Origin of the sequence: Nonomuraea monospora (genome assembly GCF_039531895.1) — a bacterium.
In the GTDB taxonomy this organism is placed as follows: Bacteria; Actinomycetota; Actinomycetes; order Streptosporangiales; family Streptosporangiaceae; genus Nonomuraea; species Nonomuraea monospora.
The window spans coordinates 1-19,275 of record NZ_BAAAQX010000079.1 but is presented as its reverse complement, the minus strand read 5'-3'; the positions used below and the strand labels follow the sequence as shown (position 1 = coordinate 19,275).

The window sequence follows — 19,275 nt, the reverse complement described above, 5'->3', positions numbered from 1 at the left end:
TTACGGCGGTTATGGCGGGAAGGAAACACCCGGTTACATTCCGAACCCGGAAGTTAAGCTTCTCTGCGCCGATGGTACTGCACTCGGGAGGGTGTGGGAGAGTAGGTCACCGCCGGACAATCTTTATAGGAAAGAGCCCCGACCAGCACCGGTCGGGGCTCTTTTCATTTCCCCCGTGCATAGGGCGCTTTCCGGGCATGACGGAGTTCCGGTGGCGGCCCTCTGATCTTCGGGTCACTCTGGAAGCGTGACGGCTTCTCCCCCTTCAGGCCAGACCTCCGAGCCGGAACGGCCTCGCCGCCGGCGTCCGCGTCTCCTGGTCTGGACGCTCACCCCGATCTCGCTCACGCTGCTGACGGCGGGGGTGACCGACTTCGTCGCTGACGTGTATGGCATGCCCGGCTCGTTGTTAGAGGTTCTGGGTGAGAAGGACAGCCTGGTCAGCATGGCCTTGGGGGCGTTGGGCCTGTTCGTGGCCGCTGTGCTGATCCTGGTGCGGCGCCGGGGCGAGGCGAGGATGCCCAGGCAGGAGCGTGCGCTGGGCCGGTACGGCAGGGGTCGGGCGGGCAGGCGCACGCTGGCGGGCCGCTCCGGAACGACAGGGCTGCCAGGTGGCCCCGGCGTGCCAGGAGCGACGGGCGGCCCAGGCATGGCAGTGGTGCAAGGCGGCTACGGAACGGCAGGAGCGGCGGGCGGCTCCGGAACGGGAGGGGCTGCGGGCGGCTCCGGAACGGGAGGGGCTGCGGGCGGCTCCGGAACGGGAGGGGCTGCGGGCGGCTCCGGAACGGGAGGGGCTGCGGGCGGCTCCGGCGCGGCAGGGGTGCAAGGCGGTTCCGGAACGGCAGGAGCTCCGGGTGACTCTGGCGCGGCAGCGGTGGCAGGCGGCTCTGGCGCGGCAGGGGGCGGTGAGGCGCCGGCGGGAGCGTCCGGGGCGCAGGATCGCGAGCGCGATGGCTCGTGTGGCGAGCACGAGCGCGAACGTGAGCATGAGCGTGAGCGTGAGCATATGGAACGTTCCATTGAGGTGGGAGGTGATAATCCCGGGGTGGCGATGACCGGCGACAGGGCGACGGCCGTGAACGTCGGGCACGTGGACGTCGTCGGTGACGTGCGGCTGCCGCCCCGCCCGCAGGTGCCCACCCGCCCGGTGCAGCTCCCGCCCCGCCCACCGGGCCTGCTGGGCAGGGACGAGACCGTGGCGGAGCTGCGGGAGCGGCTGGTCGGCGGCAGGACGCAGCCGTGCGTGGTGGCCGTGCACGGGCTGGGCGGGGTGGGCAAGACGAGCCTGGCCCTGGAGTACGCCCACCGGCACCTGCGGGACTACCAGCTCGTCTGGCAACTGCCCGCCGCCGACCCGGCCGTGCTGTCGGCCGCGTTCGCCCGGCTGGCGGCGCTGCTGGGGTTACGGGAGACGGTGGACGCGGCCGACCCCGTCGATCAGGTGCACGCCGCGCTGGCCGCCCGTACGGACCCCTGGTTGCTGATCTTCGACAACGCGCCGGAGGCTGATGCCCTGTGCCCTTTTCTACCTCCGGCGGGGCCGGGGCACGTGCTGATCACCAGCCGGTCCGGGAACTGGCCGCGCGAGCAGGGCTTGGAGCTGCCGGTGCTGGAGCCGGAGCCGGCGGTGGCGCTGCTGCTGTCGCGTTCTGGGCAGGAGGACGCGGCGGCGGCCTCGGCCGTGGCGGCCGAGCTGGGCGCGCTGCCGCTGGCGCTGGAGCAGGCGGCGGCGTTCATGGCGGAGACCGGGCTGGCCCTGGGCGAGTACCTCGATCTCCTGCACGAGCAGCGGGCCGGGCTGCTCGCGCAGGGGCAGGCGTGGGGGTACGCGGAGCGGATCACGACGACGTGGCAGCTCGCGTTCAGGAACCTGGCGGGCACCAGCCGGCAGGCGATCGCGCTGCTGCGGGTGCTGGCCTGCTACTCGCACGAGCCCATCCCGTACCATCTGCTGTTGTCGCAGCTCGAAGGGCGGACGGCGCGCGAGCTGTTCGCCGACGACGTGCAGCGGCAGCGGGCGTACGGGCGGTTGCCGGGCTCGCGGGTGCGGCTGGTGCGGGACTTCCGGCCGTGGATGAGCGCGGTGGCGGTGTTGCAGGAGCTGCCGCGCGACCCGCTGGCGATCACCGCCGCCGTGGGCGCGCTGCGCGGCCACAGCCTGATCGGGCAGCCGATGGAGGGCACGGTGTCGGTGCATCGCCTGGTGCAGGCGGTCACCCTCGACCAGCTCCCGCCGCACGAGCAGCAGCGCTGGCGGGACGCCGCCTCGGTGCTCCTGGAGTCGGTGCTGCCCGACGATCCGACCCGGATGCGGGCCTGGCCACGGTACGCCATGCTCCTGCCGCACATCCTGGCCGCGCTCAGCCCGACCTCGCCCGGCATGGACAAGACCGCGCAGTACCTGGGGGCGAGCGGCGACTACCGTACGGCCAGGTCGTTGTTCCAGGAGATCTGCGACGCGCTGATCGCGAAGCTGGGGGCCGAGCATCCGTCCTCACTGACCGCCCGCCACGAGCTGGCGCGGTGGACGGGCGAGCTGGGGGACGCGGCTGCGGCGCGGCGGCAGTACGCGGAGCTGCTGCCGATCAGGATGAGCCAGATGGGCGCCGAGCACCCGACCACCCTGACCATCCGCCACGAGCTGGCGCGGTGGACGGGCGAGCTGGGCGACGCGAGCGCGGCCAGGGAGCAGTACGCCGAGCTGCTGCCGGTGAGCGTACGGGTGCAGGGCCCCGAGCACCCGAACACGCTGACCATCCGCCACGAGCTGGCCCGCTGGACGGGCGAGCTGGGGGACGCGGCGGCGGCGCGCGACATGTACGCCGACCTGGTGCCCATCAGGGAACGCGTCCAGGGGCCCGACCATCCCGACACGCTCGCGGCCAGGTCCAACCTGGCCCAGTGGACGGGGCAGGCGGGCGATCCGGCGGCGGCCCGCGACCAGTACGCGGCGCTGCTGCCGATCAGGGAACGGGTGCAGGGCCCGAAGCACCCGTCCACGCTCATCAACCGGCACGAGCTGGCCCGGTGGACGGGCGAGCTGGGCGAGGCGCAGGCGGCCCGCGACCAGTACGCGGCCCTGCTCGTCGTGCGGGAGCGGGTGTCCGGCCCCGACCACCCCGACACGCTGACCATCCGGCACGAGCTGGCGCGGTGGACGGGCGAGCTGGGGGACGCGGAGGCGGCCCGCGACCAGTACGCGGCGCTGCTGCCGATCCGGGAGCGGGTCCAGGGGCGCGACCATCCGGACACGCTGATGGCCAGGGCGAACCTGGCCCAGTGGACGGGGCAGGTCGGGGATCCGGCGGCGGCCCGCGACCACTACGCGGCCCTGCTGCCGGTCAGGGAGCGCATCCTCGGGCCGCAGCACCCGTCCACCCTGATCACCCGGCACGAGCTGGCCCGCTGGACCGGCGAGCTGGGCGACGCCGTCTCGGCCCGTGACCAGTACGCGGAGCTGCTCATCCGCCGCGAGCACGCTTCGGGGGCCGAGCATCCCGACACCCTGACCACCCGGCACAACCTGGCCTACTGGACAGGCCAGGCGGGTGACGCCGAGGCGGCGCGCGACCAGTGCGCGGCGCTCCTGCGCATCAGGGAGCGCGTGCTGGGGGCCGAGCATCCGGACACTCTGATCACCTGGCACAACCTGGCCTACTGGACGGGGCAGGCGGGTGACGCCGAGGGTGCCAGGGACCAGTACACGGGGCTGCTCCGGGTGCGGGAGCGGGTGCTGGGGGCCGATCATCCCGACACGCTGACGATCCGGCACGAGCTGGCGCGGTGGATCGGCGAGCTGGGGGACGCGGAGGCGGCCAGGGACGCGTACACCGCTCTGCTGCCTCTGCGTGAGCAGGTGTCCGGCGGTGAGCATCCCGACACGCTGACCGCGCGTGCCAACCTGGCTTACTGGACGGGGCAGGCGGGCGATCCTGGGGCGGCCCGCGACCAGTGTGCGGTGCTGCTGCCCGTCAGGGAACGCGTGCTCGGTCCGGATCATCCGGCGACGCGGACGACCAGGGAGCAGCTCGCCTACTGGAGCGAGCGTGCGTAGGGGGCGGCGAAGGCGCGGGAGCGATCGTGCTTGGCGGGTGCCGGGTGTGAGGTGGGAGCGTGCGTGCCTTGTGGGCGCTGAGCGTGGGGTGGAGTGTTCGTGCTCAGTGGGCGCCGAGGGTGGCGGCGGCGACCACGAGCAGGAGCGTGCCCGAGACCGCCGAGATCCGGCGCGCCGCCTGGGGCGTGCCGGTCAGGGCGGTGCTCGCCCGGGCCGTGGCGACGGCGATCAGGCCGTAGAGCGCGGCACAGTTCACGACGTGCAGCAGGCCGAGCGCCGTGAGCTGGAACCCGAGCGGCACGCCGGTCCCCGTGGAGATGAACTGCGGCATCAGCGACAGGTAGAGCAGCAGCCCCTTCGGGTTGAGCAGGGCGGTGAGCATGCTCTGCCGCAGCACCTTGCCGCGCGGCTCGGCGGCCGGCGCGTCGAGGGCGGGGCCGGTGCGAGAGCGCAGCGACATGAGCGTCCTGACGGCCAGGAAGATCAGGTAGGCGGCGCCGGCGTACCGCATCGCGGGCAGGGCGGCGGGGACGGCGCGCAGGGCGGCGGCGAGCCCGGCGGCGGCCAGGACGGTGTGCACGGCGTAGCCGCAGCAGATGCCCGTCACCGCCGTCAGCCCGGTCCTGCGGCCCTGGCCGAGGGAGCGGGCCATCACGTAGAGCATGTCCGGGCCCGGGGTGCAGATCAGCAGCAGATCCATGCCCAGGAACAGGAGCAGCAGCTCGGTGTCCATGATGTACCTCCTCGTGCTTGCGACGGTAGTCGAGCGGGGATGGCACACGATGGTGGATTTGTGCTGACGGGGTGGTGTGCGTGGCAGGATGTTGCGTCATGGATGCGATTGACCGCAGGATCCTCCAAGAGCTGCAGCGGGACGGGCGGCTCAGCAACACCGAGCTGGCCGATCGGGTGGGGTTGACGCCGTCGCCGTGCCTGCGGCGGGTGCGGCAGCTTGAGGAGAGCGGGGTGATCCGCGGGTACCGGGCGCTGCTCGACGGGGGCGCGGTGGGGCGGGGGTTCCAGGCGTTCGTCACCGTGGTGATGAGGTATGAGGATCACGACACGGTGGCCGAGTTCGAGCGGCGGGTGTCGGGGATGCCGGAGGTGGTGGAGGCGTATCGGCTGTTCGGGGATCCGGACTTTCTGCTGCGGGTGGCGGTGGCGGATCTGGGGGCGTACGAGCGGTTCTACTCCGAGACGCTGTCGGGGCTGCCCGGGGTGGCGCAGGTGACGTCGCACCTGGCGATGAAGGCGGTGAAGGCGGATGTGGGGTTGCCGGTGAGATGAGCCGACCCGGCGCGGGGCGGTTGCGCCCCCTGAGCTGGGCGCCGAAGCCGCCCCGAGGCAGACGGGCGAGCCGCACGGCGCGCGTCTTGTGCCCGGGATAGGTGGGCGGGTCATGTGGCGCGCGTCCGGTGCCCCGGGGCAGGTGGGCGGGTCGTGCGGCGTGTGGCCGGTGACCCGCCCGAGCCCGGCTACTGGGGCAGCACCAGGAGGGCGTCGCCGACGGCGCGTTCGGCGCCGTCCGATGGGCGGTTGACGACCTTGTTGCCGACGACCATGGCCGTGGAGCCGCCGCCGTCCAGGTTGATCGCCTGGGTGGCGCCCATCCACCGCATGAACTGGGCCGCCTCCACGAAGTTGGCCCCCACCGTCACGCCCGGCTGGCGTCCGTCGATGGTGGCCAGGATCAGGCTGCCGTTGCGGGTGGTGCCGAGGAGGGTGCGCGGGTGCCGGCGCAGGATCATGTTGATCGAGTCGTGCCCGTCCAGCTTGGCGGTGATCTTGACCTTGCCGTTGCGGACGAGGCCGACGCCGCCCGCGATCACGTTCAGCTCAGGGGTGAGCTGGAGCGCCCGCTTGGTGCGCAGGTCGACCAGCTTGGTGTCGATCTCGACCTTCCAGTCCTGCCAGGCGTGCTCGTTCAGCCAGTCGGCGGCCACGCCGTTGCCGTGCAGCACCCGCATGCCGGCGGTCACCGCGCCGCCCGAGGCGCGCAGGCCGACGACCTTGTTGTTCGCGTCGATGACGGCGTCGACCCCGCCCGTGGGCGTCTTGGCGCCGAACTCCTCCGTGTACAGCACCAGCTCGTCGGTCGTGGTGGCCCGGTTGATGCCGTTGACCTCGACCCGCTGGCCGTCCTGGGAGATCGCCGTGACGGTCGACTTCAGCTCGGTGATCTTGGCGGTGCGGCCCTTGAGCACGACGGCGGAGCGGCCGGGCACGGCCTCGCTGAGCAGCTTGCCGCCGACGACGGACGCGCCGAGGGGCTCGCCGCGCAGCGCCGGGGAGGTGTGGATGTTGAAGAAGCCGCCGTTGACGCCGAGCAGCGCCTTGCGGGCCTTGGCCATCGACGAGACGGTCTCCCGCTTGGCCACGCTGGTGCCGAGCGAGGCGGCGTACGAGCCGCGGAACGTCCTGACGTCGATCAGGGCGACCTTGACCTGCCACGGGCCGGTGGTCTTGACCCCGTCGTCACCGAGGTAGTCGACCTTGACCTTCAGCCCGGCGTCCTTGAGCTTCTTGGCCATCTCGTCGGCCTTCTTCTTGTCCTTTAAGGACCACAGGCCGACCCGGACCATGTAAACGGTCTGGGAGGGGGCGTCGGCCACGCCGGGCCGCACCACCTTCTGCACGCTGGGCGTCTCACCGGCCGCCTCCACCTCGGCGGCCACGGTCTCGGCCGTCGAGAGCGCCCCGGCGTCGCGCCCGTTGGGCATCAGGATGCTCACCGTGTAACCGTCGGTGGACGTGCCTGCCTTCACGTCGTACAGGTCGATGCCCTGCGCCACGGTGGTCATCGTCTTGGTCGGCACGGGCCGGGCGCCCAGCGGGAACTTCGCCGACGGGAACCGCACCGACTGCTGCTCCGCTGTCGCGGGCAACGCGGTGAGGGTAAGCGCCGCGGCTATGGCCAGGCCGCCGGCGAGGGTGCGTCGAGACATGAACTCTCCAGAGGGCGGAAAAGGGACCGCACCATAGTGGCGAGATCAAGGTCTCCGGGGCAGCCGAACGCGCCAAAGGAGTAAAGAGGTTACGGAATCGACACAAGAAACGGGTACCCTTTGAGCATGAATCGCTTGCGCATGTGGTGGCGGCCCGCAGACGGCCGCTGATTTTCCCATGCGTGGGCCGTCCCCGAGACGGCCCGGCAGGCGAAGGGGCTCCTCTTCAGGGACGGCATGATCCCGAAGGAGGAGAAACCCGATGAACGACGTCGTGCTGACAGGTGACCGCCCCACCGGGCCGCTGCACCTGGGCCACTATTTCGGCTCGCTCGCCAACCGCGTCCTGCTGCAGGACCTCCATCCCATGTACGTGCTGATCGCCGACTACCAGGTGATCACCGATCGCGACCTGCCAGGCGAGATCCGGCGGCACACCACCGAGCTGCTGCTCGACTACCTGGCGGTCGGCATCGACCCGGCCAAGGCGACGATCTTCCAGCACAGCGCGATCCCCGAGCTGAACCAGCTTCTGCTGCCGTTCCTGAGCCTGGTGTCGGTGTCCGAGCTGGGGCGCAACCCCACGGTGAAGGACGAGATCGCGCACAGCACGCAGTCGGCCGTGAGCGGCCTCATGTTCACGTACCCCGTGCACCAGGCGGCCGACATCCTGTTCTGCAAGGGCACGCTGGTGCCCGTCGGCAGGGACCAGCTTCCGCACCTGGAGGTGGCTCGTCTGGTCGCGCGGCGCTTCAACGAGCGTTACGGCCAGGTGTTCCCGCTGCCGGAGGCCATGATGGGCGCGCAGCCCCTGCTGAAGGGCCTGGACGGCGGCAAGATGAGCAAGAGCCGCGGCAACGCGATCGCCCTGTCGGCCACCGAGGACGAGACCGCCGCCCTCATCCGCAAGGCCCGCACCGACGCCGAACGGCTGATCACCTTCGAGGAGGAGCGCAGGCCCGAGGTGGCCAACCTGCTCACGCTGGCCGGGCTGTGCCTGGGGCGGGCGCCGGTGGAGCTGGCCGAGGAGATCGGGGACGGGGGCGCGGTCACGCTCAAGCGGGTGGTGACGGAGGCGGTCAACGAGTTCCTGCGGCCGATCAGGAAGCGGCGGGCCGAGCTGACCGAGGGGGATGCGCGGCGGATCCTGGCGGAGGGGAACGAGCGGGCCCGCGAGCGTGCGGTCCGCACCCTGGAGGAGGTGCGGGTCGCGATGGGCTTCTAGCGGCTTCTAGTGGTGGGGCTTGTGGGCGATGGCCAGCTCGGTCGTCGGGGAGCCCAGCGGGCGGCGGTGGCGGATGCGGCCGAAGCCCGCCGCCCGCAGCAGGACGCTCACCTCGTCCAGTCCGCGCACCCGGCCACCCACGGCGACCAGGTAGTTCAGATCCAGCAGGTGCAGGAGGGTGCGGCTGGCCCGGCCGGGCATGAGGCTGTCGCCGAACTGGTCGCCGACCACCACCACGCCGCCAGGGCGCAGGGCCGCCGCCACGCGCCGCAGCAGCAGGCCCGCCTCCTCGTCGCTCAGCCCGTGCACGATGTTGAACAGCAGGACGACGTCGTACCCGCCGCCGAGGTCGTCCTCCAGGAACGAGCCGGCCCGCGACGTCAGCCGGGGGTGGGCGGCGGCGGAGGCGAGCGCGTCCGGCAGGTCGATGACGGTGGCGTGCAGTCGCGGGCGGCGGCGCAGCAGGGCCAGGCTGAACAGGCCGTGCCCGCCGCCCACGTCCAGCAGGCGCCGGGCGGCGCGCGGCACGGGGATGGCGCGGGCGGTGGCCGGCGCCTGGCGGGCCGCCATCGCGGCTGTCCACGCGTGGAACGAGCGTGACAGTTCGGGGTCGTTCTGCAGTGACGCGTAGAACGGGGTGGCGGGGGCGCCGTCGCGGATCGCCTTCTCCAGGCCGGGCCAGATGGTGGTGGCGGTGCGTTCCCAGAACGTCAGGCCGGGCAGCAGTGACGCCGGTGAGCCGGTGGTGAGCCAGCGCCGGGACGTGCGGGTCAGGCGGTAGCGGCCGTTCCTGACGCGGAGGTAGCCGAGGCCGGTCAGGGCGTGTAACAGGACGCCGGTGGCGTGCGGGTCGAGGGTGAGTGCGGTGGCGAGTTCGGCGCCGGTGGACGGGCGTTCGCGCAGGGCGTCGAAGAGGCCCGTCCTGGCCGCCGCGACGATCGCGTGCAGGCCCATGGCGCCGAAGTAGTCGAACATCGGGGGCACGATCGACAGCCGGTGGGCGGCGGCTTCGAGGGCGTTGTAGAAGAGGGGCACACTTGCGACCGTAGGCCGTGCGGTGCGGTGCACCGCCGCAACGTAGGCGCGGGCTAACGCGTCTGGTACACCTTGCGCAGCGTCTCGTGCACGATCCAGGTGGTTCTGGCGCCCTCGGCGAGCAGGCCCACGTCTCCCGGCCCGACCTCGATCGTGGTGCCGCCCTCGACGGCGATCGTGGCACGCCCCGACAGCACGACGAACAACTCGTCCCGCTCCACGTCCGTCACGACGCCGGGGGTGATCTCCCAGATGCCCCGCCCGCCGCCCAGCTCCAGCGAGGAGGTGACGGGGTCGCCCGCGACGATCTGCGCCGGGTCGAGCTCGTCGGGGGTGAGCCGCACGTCGTGGACGGGCACGGCGAAGGCTCCTGCGGTGGCGAGCATGCGGCTCAGATCGGATACGTCAGGCATCAGCACATCAGACATATCGCCCATTCCAGCACATCAGCGGCTCTCTCGGCGGAACGACTCCAGCGCCAGTAGCGCCACGTGCAGCGACAGGCACGACTCGACGTCGTCCAGATCGGTGTCGAGGATGCGTTCGAGGCGGCGCAGGCGGTCGTAGAAGGCGGGCCTGGACAGGTGGGCCTTCTGCGCCGCGACGGCCTTGTTGCGGCCCGAGTCGAGATAGACGCGCAGGATCCTGGTCAGGTCGCCGCCGCGCTGTGCGTCGTGGGCGAGCAGCGGCCCCAGCTCCCGCTCGGCGAACGTCTGCAGCCGCGCGTCGTCGCGCAGCAGGTGCAGCAGGCCGCGCAGGCGCAGGTCGGGCAGCCGGTAGAAGGGACGGCCGTCCGGCTGGCGGACCGCCACGTCGGCCACCTGCTCGGCCTCCAGGAAGCTGCGGCGTACGTCCCTGATCGACTCCACCACCGAGCCGGCGGCCAGCACGAACGCCGAGCCTGGCCCCCACAGCATGCGCAGCCGCTCGGCCAGCGAGGTCAGCGCGGGCTCGGCCTGGGTGCGCGGCGGCAGCGGCAGCAGCACCCCCACCCGCTCCTGGTCGAGCGCGCCGACCAGGGCGGGCAGGCGGGCGTCGCGGCAGGCGGCGGCGGTCGCCTCGGCCAGCTCCCCGAGCTGCGCCTGCCCGTCGAGCGCCTGGTCGATGTGCTCGGTGGGCCGGATGACGACGCTGATCAGCTTGCGGCCCGTGAGCGGCACGCCCACCGCGCGGGCGCGGGCGGCGGCCTCGTCGGGGTCGGCGTAGGCGTGCGTGAGGATGCCGGTGATGATCGTGCCGTGCGCCTGGCGTTCCAGGGACTCCTGGTGGCGCTCCAGCAGGCGGCCCAGCGCGAGGGTGGTGGCGGCGCGCTCGGCCAGCACCATGTCGCGCGGCGACGGCGCCGCGTCGCAGAGCAGGATGAGCCGTCCCCAGTCCTGCCCGCGCGCGCCGACCGTGGTGACCAGCCAGCCGGACGCCGGGTCGTACGCCGTGCGCTCGGCCGGGGCGACCGCCCGCGACCTGGTCTCCCACCCCGCCAGCAGGGCGCCCGCGTCGCGTCCGGCCGACTCGGCGGCCAGCACCTGGTGCGCGAGGTTCTCCAGCAGCACGGGACGCCCCGACAGCCGCGCCACCTGGGCCAGCACCTCGGCGGGGGAGGCGCCCTCGACCGACAGCTCGGTGAAGACCTCGTGCAACTGCTCGGAGGCGCGCAGCTCCTCGAGCTGGATGTCGATGATGCGCTCGTGCACCGACTCGGTGATCTGCACGAACGGCGTCTCGCGGGTCAGCACGATGACCGGGAAGCCGTGCTCCTCGGCCGACTTGACCACGGCTCGCGGCAGCTCGCGGACGAACCTGCGGCCCAGCTCCACGATCAGCCCGGAGGCCCCCACAGAGGACAGCTCGCCGATGTAGTCGGCGAGCTTCTCCGGGTCCTCCGGCAGCGCCACTCCGGTGGTCAGCACCAGCTCCCCGCCGCGCAGCAGGTGCGCGATGTCGGCGATCTCGCCGACGTGCACCCACCGCACCTTGGTGTCGAGCCGGTCGGCGCCCGCCACCACGCGCGGGCTGCCCCGGCGCACGGTCTCCAGGGCGAGGACGTCGGCGATGGTGGGCAACACGGGGCAGAGCCTAGCCGATCAGCCTGTAAGAACGGCCAAGGGTCAAATTACACTTTGCGCCCCTTGTCATGTATTGAGGTCCTCCTCGCGGTACTCCCTCTGAGGTTCGCGTACGCGCAGCTCAACGCGGCGGATCTTGCCTGAGATGGTCTTCGGTAGCTCGTCGAACTCCAGCCGCCGCACCCGCTTGTACGGAGCCAGCTCCCTGCGGCAGTGCTCGAAGATCGACCGGGCCGTCTCCTCGCCCGGCTCGAAGCCGGGAGCGAGCGTCACGTACGCCTTCGGCACGGCCAGCCGCACCGGGTCGGGCGCGGGCACCACGGCGGCCTCGGCGACGGCGGCGTGCTCCAGCAGCACGCTTTCCAGCTCAAACGGCGAGATGCGGTAGTCGGAGGCCTTGAAGACGTCGTCGGTCCTGCCCACGTAGGTGATGTAGCCGTCGGCGTCGCGGGTGGCGACGTCGCCCGTGTGGTAGAAGCCGTCGCGCACAGCCTCCGCCGATCCACCGACATATCCGGACATGAGGCCTAGGGGGCGGCGGTCGTCCAGCGGCAGGCAGATCTCCCCGTCATCACCTTGCTCGCCCGAGACCGGGTCGATCAGCACGATGTCGTAGCCGGGCAGCGGCAGCCCCATCGAGCCGGGCCTGACCGCCTCATCAGGGGCGTTGCCGATCTGCGCCGTCGTCTCGGTCTGGCCGTAGCCGTCCCTGATCGTGAGGCCCCAGGCCTTGGCCACCTGGTCGATGATCTCGGGGTTGAGCGGCTCGCCGGCGGCCACCGCCGTGCGCAGGGGCAGCTTCCAGGCGGCCAGATCCTCCTGGATGAGCATCCGCCACACGGTCGGCGGCGCGCAGAACGTGGTCACCCGCTCCTCGCGCAGCACCTCCAGCAGCGCGGGCGCGGAGAAGCGCCGGTAGTCGTGGACGAGCACGGTGGCGCCGGCGTTCCACGGGGCGAACACGTTGCTCCACGCGTGCTTGGCCCACCCAGGCGAGGACACGTTCAGGTGCACGTCGCCAGGCCGCACCCCGATCCAGAACATCGTCGACAGGTGCCCGGCAGGGTAGGAGGCGTGCGTGTGCTCGACCAGCTTCGGCTGGGAGGTGGTGCCGGAGGTGAAGTAGAGCAGCAGCGTGTCGTCCGCGCGTGTCGCCTCGTCCGGGGTGAAGCCGTCGTGCGCGTGGTAGGCGTCGTGGTACGGCAGCCAGTTGTAGGCGTCGCCCACGGCGATCCTGGTGTACGCGCCGGCCGGGAACTTGCCCGCGTCGGAGGCGTTGGCGATCACGTGGGACACGTGCCCGCGCTCGATCCGCTCCACGATGTCCTTGCCGGTCAGCAGCGTGGTGGCGGGGATGACGACCGCGCCCAGCTTCATCACGGCCAGCAGCGACTCCCACAGCTCGGCCTGGTTGCCCAGCATCAGCAGGACCCTGTCGCCCCGCCGCACCCCCTGCTCGTGCAGCCAGTTGGCGACCTGGTTGGAGCGGGCGGACAGCTCGGCGAAGGTGTAGGTGGCGTCGCTGTCGCCGACGATCCTGAGCGCGACGGCGCCGGGCGTCTCGGTGGCCAGCACGCCGTCGAACCAGTCGAGCGCCCAGTTGAACGCGCCGAGCCGGGGCCAGCGGAACTCGCGGCGGGCGGTGGCGGCGTCGGCCCCGAGCAGGAAGTCACGGGCGGCACGGAAATCGCTCATGCCGTGGATCCTGCTACGTCGGCAGCCGCCGCTCAAGACCGTCGAGCACCGACACGAGCCCGAAGTCGAAGGCGACCTCCCGCACGACGCGCGGATCCTCCGCCTCGGTCATCTCGAAGCTCTCCCGCATGTGCGGGTACCTCTCGGCCACCTGGGCGACCGCCGACTTCACCTGCTCGGCGTCGTACTGCTCGCTGCCCGACTTGGCGTTCCAGGCGATCTCGGGGATCGTCATGCCGAAGATGAAGGCGGTCAGCGTGGCGATGGCGTAGTCGGTGTCGAGCCCGGTGAACCCGGCCTGCTTGAACATCCTGCGCATCTCGTTGGCGACGTGCAGCGCGTTGGGGCCGAGCGCGGGCAGGCGGCCGATGAGGTCGGCCGACCACGGGTGGCTGAGAATCACCTGGCGCATGCTGTGGGCCAGCACGGAGGCGGCCTCCCGCCAGCCCACCTCGTCGGGGTCGGGGACCGTCATCTCGCCCCACACCTCGTCGTAGACCAGCTCCAGCAGCTCGTCCTTGGTGGCGACGTACCAGTAGAGGCTGGTGGCGCCGGCGCTCAGCTTCGCGCCGAGCTTGCGCATGCTCAGCCCGGACAGGCCCTCCTGGTTGAGCAGCTCGACGGCGGCTCTGACGATCTCCTCCCGGGTGCGGCCGGGGCTGGCGGCCTTGCGGGGTTCGCGCAGCCACACCGAGGAGAACGTCTTGCCTGTCATGGCTCAAGAATAAATCCACTCGCACAGTGTTCGAGAGTCGTCGTACGCTGTGCGAGTGAACTCGAACACCGTACGAGACTCCCGTCGATGGTGGATCCTGGCCGTCCTCTGCCTGGCGCTCCTGGTCCTCGGCATCGACAACACCGTGCTCAATCTGGCGATCCCCTCGCTGAACCAGGAGATGGGCGCGACGCCGTCCGACATCCAATGGATCATCGACGCCTACGTGCTGGCCTTCGCCGGCCTGCTGCTCACCTCCGGCAGCCTGTCCGACAGGTACGGCCGCCGCCTCTTCCTGATCATCGGCCTGGTCTTCTTCGGCGGCGCGTCCCTGCTCGCCGTGCTCGTCACCGAGCCCTGGCAGCTCATCGCCGCCCGCGGCCTCATGGGCGTCGGCGGCGCGCTCGTCATGCCGTCCACGCTGTCGATCCTGATGACCGTCTTCGACGAGGAGGAGCGGCGCAAGGCCATGGCCGCCTGGAGCGCCGTGGCCCTGATCAGCCTGGTCTCCGGGCCCACCGTGGGCGGCTTCCTGCTGGAGCACTACTGGTGGGGCTCGGTCTTCCTGCTCAACATCCCCATCGCGGCGGTCGCCGTCGTGGCCGCCGTCGTCCTCATGCCGGAGACCCGCAGCGAGGGCAGGAAGATCGACCCGGTGGGCGTGGTGCTGTCGATCGCCAGCCTCACCGCCGCCGTCTACGTGATCATCGAGCGGGAGTGGAACATCCCCGTCATCGCGCTGGCCGTCGCCGCCCTCGCGGCCTTCGTGATCTGGGAGCGGCGCCAGGACGAGCCGATGCTGCCGCTCTTCCTGTTCGCCAACCGCAACTTCAGCGGCGCCTCCTTCTCCATCCTGCTCATGTCGTTCGGCGCCGGCGCCGTGATGCTGATCCTCACCCAGTACCTGCAGTTCGTGCTGGGGTACGGGGAGATGCAGGCGGGCCTGGCCATGCTGCCCTACGCCGTGGCCGCCGCCGTCTTCAACGGCGTCGGGGCAGGGCTGGGCAAGAAGCTCAGCAACCGGGTGCTGGTGTTCGCGGGGCTGCTGCTGATGGCCGGCGGGTTCGTCGTCATGGCGCTCACCACCGGCTTCCTGCCGCTGGCCACCGGGCTGGTGATCATGGGGATGGGCGGCGGCCTGGCCGGGCCCGCGGCCTACACCTCGCTCATGGGGGCCATCCCCGTGGAGCGCGCCGGGGTCGGGTCCGCGCTCAACGACACCGTGCAGCAGGTCGGGATGGCGCTCAGCATCGCCGTGCTGGGCAGCGTGCTGGCCACCCGGTACACCTCCGAGATGCCCGCCTCTCTGCCCGCGCTGGCGAGGGAGTCGATCGGCGGGGCCCACACGCTGGGCTTCGCCGAGGCGGGGAACCAGGCGTTCACGTCGGCGATGCACCTGGGGTCGTGGGTGGGGGCGGTCTTCTGCGTGGCGGCGGCGCTGCTCGCCGTCACGGTGCTGCGTCCCGCTCCGGCACCTGCGGCCCAGGAGCCGGTGAAGGTGTAGGTGCGGTCAGGCGGTCCTCCAAAGCGGCGTGGCGGAACTGGTAGAGCCGCCCTGTCTGGCGCAGCATGCCGGCGCGGTGCATGTCCCGCAGGAAGGCCATCAGCCGCAGCGGCAGCCGGCGGGAGAGCGCGAGCAGCACGCAGGCGACGGTGAAAGCCGGCCAGGCGACGTTGGCGAAGGCGAAGACGGCGGCGGCCATCACGGTGACGGCGATGCCCCCGACGGCACCGCCCGCCGCCGCGTGCAGCGCGCCGTCGAGCTCGGAGCGGAAGAACAGCGCGCCCAGCCACCCGGTGATCGCGCACGCGGCGGCGAACAGGCCCGCCAGCGCGAGCGTGAGCAGGCCCTGTCCCCGATACGAGGCGGCGGGGCGCAGCAGCACGCTCACCCGGTGCAGCCAGAGCAGGAACGCCATCGCCAGCGGCACCGCGAGCAGCATGGGCAGGCTGAACGCCGAGGCGAAGGCCGCCGCGTCGGCCAGGCTCAGCGGCGATGCGCCGCCCAGCCACACGCCCAGCAGGCCGCTCGCCCAGAGCCCGCCGCCGCCGAGCACGCTCAGCGCCGCCCAGGCGGCGAAGGCGCGGGTGGCGCCGGTGAGCAGGCCGGAGCGCAGCTCGCCGACCTCGAACTCGTCGAAGTCCTCGTACTCGAGGATGTCGCCGGCGTCGTCCAGCGACACGGCCGCCATCTCCCTGGACAGGGTGACGCCGCTGACGGCGCCCACCAGGAGCCCCAAGCCCGCGCCGACGGCGGCGGACGAGCCCGGATCGCCACCGGAGGCCCACCAGCCGGCGCCGGCGGACACCGCCGCCAGCAGGCCGGCCGCCAGCCCGAGTCCGGCCGTGACCTTCCCGCGAGGCGCCAGGCGGTGCAGCTCCCACCAGGCCAGGTTGCGGGTCTCCCATAAGGTCAGGAACTCGGCGAGCAGGGTCAGCCACCGCCGCACCCGCCGCACCGGCCACGCCCGGCGGGAGCGGAGCGGCCCGAGAGCGGAGTCTGCGGCGACCATCGCGGGCACCGCGTGGTCCAGGAGGTGCAGCCGCACGGACTCGGCGTCGGGCAGCTCCAGCAGCCGCGCCGGATCCGCGCCCGGATCGACGTAGCCGACGCGGATCAGCCAGACCGTCAGTGCGGTGTCGATGCTCCCGTACAGGACGTCATCGGGGTCGCCCAGCCGGCGCAGCAGCTCCGGCCAGCTCCCGCCGGGGTCCGGCGGCAGGCACGAGGCGAGGTAGCCGACCACCTCTCCAGCGACCAGCTCCTCGGACTCGATCACCGCGGCGGCGCTGAGCACATGGGCGCCCTGCTCCTCGACGGTCTCCCGGAACTCGGCGGAGCGGCAGGTCAGCACGAACCCATCCCGATCGGTCAGCGTCGTGTTGAGCGCCCGGACCATCAGGTTGCGCTCGTGCACGAGCAGCTCGTCCAGGCCGTCGAGGACGGGCAGCACCCGGCCCCTCTCCACCAGGTCCTTCACCGCCGTGGGGCCGAACTCCTCGGCGCGCAGCTCCGGGTAGTCCCTGGCCAGCCTGCGGGCCAGCCAGGAGGAGAACTGATCGCCCGACCGCTCCCAGCCGGACAGTGTGAGCAGGACGGGGACCGGCTCGCCCGGCTCGCGGTCGAGCAGCAGGCGGCGCAGGAGCAGCAGGGCCAGCGTGGTCTTGCCGGTGCCCGCCTCGCCGAGCACCACCAGGCGCCGGCGCCGTAGGCCGCGCAGGGCCGCCACCATCTCGCCGACCTGGTCGGCGGCGCCCTTGAAGTGCAGCCGCTCGTCGCTCGTGATGTGCCGGGCGTGGTCCATCAGGCCGGGCTCGCTCAGCCGCCACCGCACCGCCAGCGGCGCGGGGGTGAACAGGCCGCGCACCTTCGCCTCCTCCTCCCACTGCCGCAGCACCCGATCGGCCAGCAGTTGCTGAGCGGCCTCCACCTGCTCAGGCGTCGACACGGTGAGCGCGGGCCCGCGCCGCGCCCACCCGACGATCGCCGCGACCACCGCCGCGGCGCCGATCACCGCCGCCACCCAGCTCGCGGCCTCCAGCCCGCCGGAGGAGGACCAGGCGAGGACGATCGAGGCGACGATCACCGCGATGGCCGGCCCGGCCAGGAGTTTGCGTGGCACGCCGACATGTTGGCGTGCCCTCCGTGCTCATGGGAAGCCTCACGCAGACAGGCGCCGTGACATCATGTAAGGCAAGTCGCCTCCTCGCCGACACCTTGCAGGTAGGAGGCACTGGACCGAAAAGGGATACTCGGTAACATGTCGGAGCTTCTCGCGCGCCACCGGGCAGTCATGCCGAACTGGTTGGCCCTCAACTACAACGACCCCATCGAGATCGTCAGCGGCAAGGGCAACCGTGTCATCGACGCGGACGGCAAGAGCTACCTCGACTTCTTCGCCGGGATCCTGACCAACATGATCGGGTACGACGTCCCCGAGGTCCGCGAGGCCGTCGAGCGGCAGCTCGCCACCGGCGTGGTGCACACCAGCACCGTCTACCTGCTGCGCGGCCAGGTCGAGCTGGCCGAGAAGATCGCGCGCCTGTCCGGCATCCCCGACGCCAAGGTCTTCTTCACCAACTCCGGCACCGAGGCCAACGAGACCGCGCTGCTGCTGGCCACCTACGCGCGCAAGAGCGACCAGGTGCTGGCCATGCGCCAGAGCTACCACGGCCGCAGCTTCGGCGCGATCAGCGTCACCTCCAACCGCTCCTGGAAGAACAACTCGCTCTCCCCGCTGAACGTGCACTTCCTGCACGGCGCCGACCGGCACCTGACCCAGTTCAAGGGCCTGTCGGACGCCGACTACATCCAGGCGTGCGTGGACGACCTGCGCCACGTGCTGGCCACGTCCGTCTCCAACGACGTGGCGGCGCTGATCGCCGAGCCGATCCAGGGCGTGGGCGGCTTCACGATGGCCCCCGACGGGCTGTTCGCCGCGTACAAGGAGGTGCTGGACGAGCAGGGCATCCTGTTCGTCTCGGACGAGGTGCAGACCGGCTGGGGCCGGACCGGCAGCGCGTTCTTCGGCATCCAGAACCACGGCGTGACCCCCGACATGATCACGTTCGCGAAGGGGCTCGGGAACGGCTTCGCGGTCGGCGGCATCGTCGCGCGCGGCGACCTCATGGACGCGCCGCACGCCGTCGGCCTGTCCACGTTCGGCGGCAACCCCATCTCGATGGCCGCCGCCAACGCCACCCTCGACTACGTGCTCGACCACGACCTCCAGGCCAACGCCGCGCGTACCGGAGAGATCATCATCGGCGGCCTCAAGGAGGCCGCCAAGCGCCTGTCCGTCGTCACGGACGTGCGCGGCAAGGGCCTGATGTTCGCCGTCGAGCTGCAGAGCCCCGCCCAGGCGGCCCGCTTCATGGAGCTGACCAAGCGGGCCGGCCTGCTGGCGGGCAAGGGCGGCCTGTACGGCACCGCCATCCGCATGGCCCCGCCCCTCACGCTCTCCGTGGACGAGGCCACCGAGGGCCTCGGGATCATCGTCACCGCCCTCGAGACGATCGACGCGGAGGCTGCGGCGCAGTGAAGTCCGTCAAGCACTGGATCAACGGGGCTCTCGCGGACGGCGACGCCGCCCGGGCCGCGGAGCTGTTCAACCCGGCCACCGGCGAGGTGAGCGGCTCCGTCGCGCTGGCCTCGGCCGGCGACGTGGACGCCGCCGTGGCGGCGGCTGTCGCGGCGTTCCCCGCGTGGCGGGACGCGTCGCTGACGAAGCGGGCCGGGGTGTTGTTCCGCTTCCGTGAGCTGATGTACGCCCACCGCGACGAGCTGGCCGCGCTGATCTCCGCCGAGCACGGCAAGGTGCATTCCGACGCGCTGGGTGAGGTGGCCCGGGGGCTGGAGGTGGTGGAGTTCGCCTGCGGCATCCCGCACCTGCTGAAGGGCGGTTACTCCGAGGGTGTCTCGACCCGGGTGGACTCCTACTCGATCCGGCAGCCGCTGGGGGTGGTGGCCGGGATCACGCCGTTCAACTTCCCGGCGATGGTGCCGATGTGGATGTTCCCGATCGCGATCGCGTGCGGGAACG

14 protein-coding genes and 1 rRNA gene are annotated in these 19,275 nt (G+C 71.8%); 7 read left to right on the top strand and 8 right to left on the bottom strand.

Features of this window, described 5'->3' with window-relative positions:
* The first annotated feature begins 1 nt into the window (after position 1).
* A 5S ribosomal RNA gene (gene rrf, locus ABD331_RS60045) occupies positions 2-118 on the top strand.
* An 888-nt stretch (positions 119-1,006) separates the two neighbouring features.
* Entirely contained in the window at positions 1,007-4,054 is a 3,048-nt protein-coding gene (gene fxsT, locus ABD331_RS60040; RefSeq protein WP_344496482.1) for an FxSxx-COOH system tetratricopeptide repeat protein, read from the top strand.
* Between the two features lie 103 nt (positions 4,055-4,157).
* On the opposite strand, the gene ABD331_RS60035 is transcribed toward fxsT, so the two are convergent.
* Positions 4,158-4,787 (bottom strand): LysE family translocator, encoded by a 630-nt coding sequence (locus tag ABD331_RS60035; RefSeq protein ID WP_344496480.1) that lies wholly within the window; start codon positions 4,785-4,787, stop codon positions 4,158-4,160.
* Between the two features lie 98 nt (positions 4,788-4,885).
* On the opposite strand from ABD331_RS60035, the gene ABD331_RS60030 reads away from it, so the two are divergent.
* Positions 4,886-5,341, top strand: a complete 456-nt coding sequence (locus ABD331_RS60030) for an Lrp/AsnC family transcriptional regulator (protein WP_344496478.1) — start codon at positions 4,886-4,888, stop codon at positions 5,339-5,341.
* A 188-nt stretch (positions 5,342-5,529) separates the two neighbouring features.
* Here ABD331_RS60030 and ABD331_RS60025 read toward each other — a convergent pair whose 3' ends face one another.
* Positions 5,530-6,999 carry a phosphodiester glycosidase family protein gene (locus ABD331_RS60025; protein WP_344496476.1) on the bottom strand — a complete coding sequence of 490 codons (1,470 nt, stop codon included), beginning with the start codon at positions 6,997-6,999 and terminating at the stop codon, positions 5,530-5,532.
* Between the two features lie 262 nt (positions 7,000-7,261).
* Between ABD331_RS60025 and trpS the strand changes: the two genes are divergently transcribed.
* Positions 7,262-8,224 carry a tryptophan--tRNA ligase gene (gene trpS / locus ABD331_RS60020; RefSeq protein WP_344496474.1) on the top strand — a complete coding sequence of 321 codons (963 nt, stop codon included), beginning with the start codon at positions 7,262-7,264 and terminating at the stop codon, positions 8,222-8,224.
* Positions 8,225-8,230: 6 nt separating this feature from the next.
* Here the strand turns inward: trpS and ABD331_RS60015 are convergent, their stop codons facing one another.
* The 5 genes from ABD331_RS60015 to ABD331_RS59995 all read right to left on the bottom strand — a co-directional run bounded on the left by ABD331_RS60015 (position 8,231) and on the right by ABD331_RS59995 (position 13,732).
* Positions 8,231-9,259: a methyltransferase gene (locus tag ABD331_RS60015; RefSeq protein WP_344496472.1), complete on the bottom strand. Its 1,029-nt coding sequence runs from the start codon at positions 9,257-9,259 to the stop codon at positions 8,231-8,233.
* A gap of 53 nt (positions 9,260-9,312) precedes the next feature.
* Complete coding sequence (locus ABD331_RS60010) at positions 9,313-9,672, bottom strand: cupin domain-containing protein (RefSeq protein ID WP_344496470.1); 360 nt, start codon at positions 9,670-9,672, stop codon at positions 9,313-9,315.
* A 33-nt stretch (positions 9,673-9,705) separates the two neighbouring features.
* Complete coding sequence (locus ABD331_RS60005; protein WP_344496468.1) at positions 9,706-11,322, bottom strand: PucR family transcriptional regulator; 1,617 nt, start codon at positions 11,320-11,322, stop codon at positions 9,706-9,708.
* Between the two features lie 66 nt (positions 11,323-11,388).
* Positions 11,389-13,017, bottom strand: coding sequence for an AMP-binding protein (locus ABD331_RS60000; protein ID WP_344496466.1), 1,629 nt, complete (start codon positions 13,015-13,017; stop codon positions 11,389-11,391).
* A gap of 13 nt (positions 13,018-13,030) precedes the next feature.
* Entirely contained in the window at positions 13,031-13,732 is a 702-nt protein-coding gene (locus ABD331_RS59995; RefSeq protein ID WP_344496464.1) for a TetR/AcrR family transcriptional regulator, read from the bottom strand.
* A gap of 55 nt (positions 13,733-13,787) precedes the next feature.
* Between ABD331_RS59995 and ABD331_RS59990 the strand changes: the two genes are divergently transcribed.
* A complete protein-coding gene (locus ABD331_RS59990) occupies positions 13,788-15,236 on the top strand; it encodes an MFS transporter (RefSeq protein WP_344496462.1) in 1,449 nt (482 codons plus the stop codon).
* Here ABD331_RS59990 and ABD331_RS59985 read toward each other — a convergent pair.
* Positions 15,181-17,355 carry an NACHT domain-containing protein gene (locus ABD331_RS59985; protein WP_344496460.1) on the bottom strand — a complete coding sequence of 725 codons (2,175 nt, stop codon included), beginning with the start codon at positions 17,353-17,355 and terminating at the stop codon, positions 15,181-15,183. The genes ABD331_RS59990 and ABD331_RS59985 overlap by 56 nt on opposite strands.
* Before the next feature lie 138 nt (positions 17,356-17,493).
* On the opposite strand from ABD331_RS59985, the gene ABD331_RS59980 reads away from it, so the two are divergent.
* Both ABD331_RS59980 and ABD331_RS59975 read left to right on the top strand, forming a co-directional pair.
* Entirely contained in the window at positions 17,494-18,774 is a 1,281-nt protein-coding gene (locus tag ABD331_RS59980; protein WP_344496458.1) for an aspartate aminotransferase family protein, read from the top strand.
* Positions 18,771-19,275 (top strand): aldehyde dehydrogenase family protein (locus ABD331_RS59975; protein ID WP_344496456.1); only part of this gene is annotated, 505 nt, incomplete at its 3' end. The genes ABD331_RS59980 and ABD331_RS59975, both read left to right, overlap by 4 nt.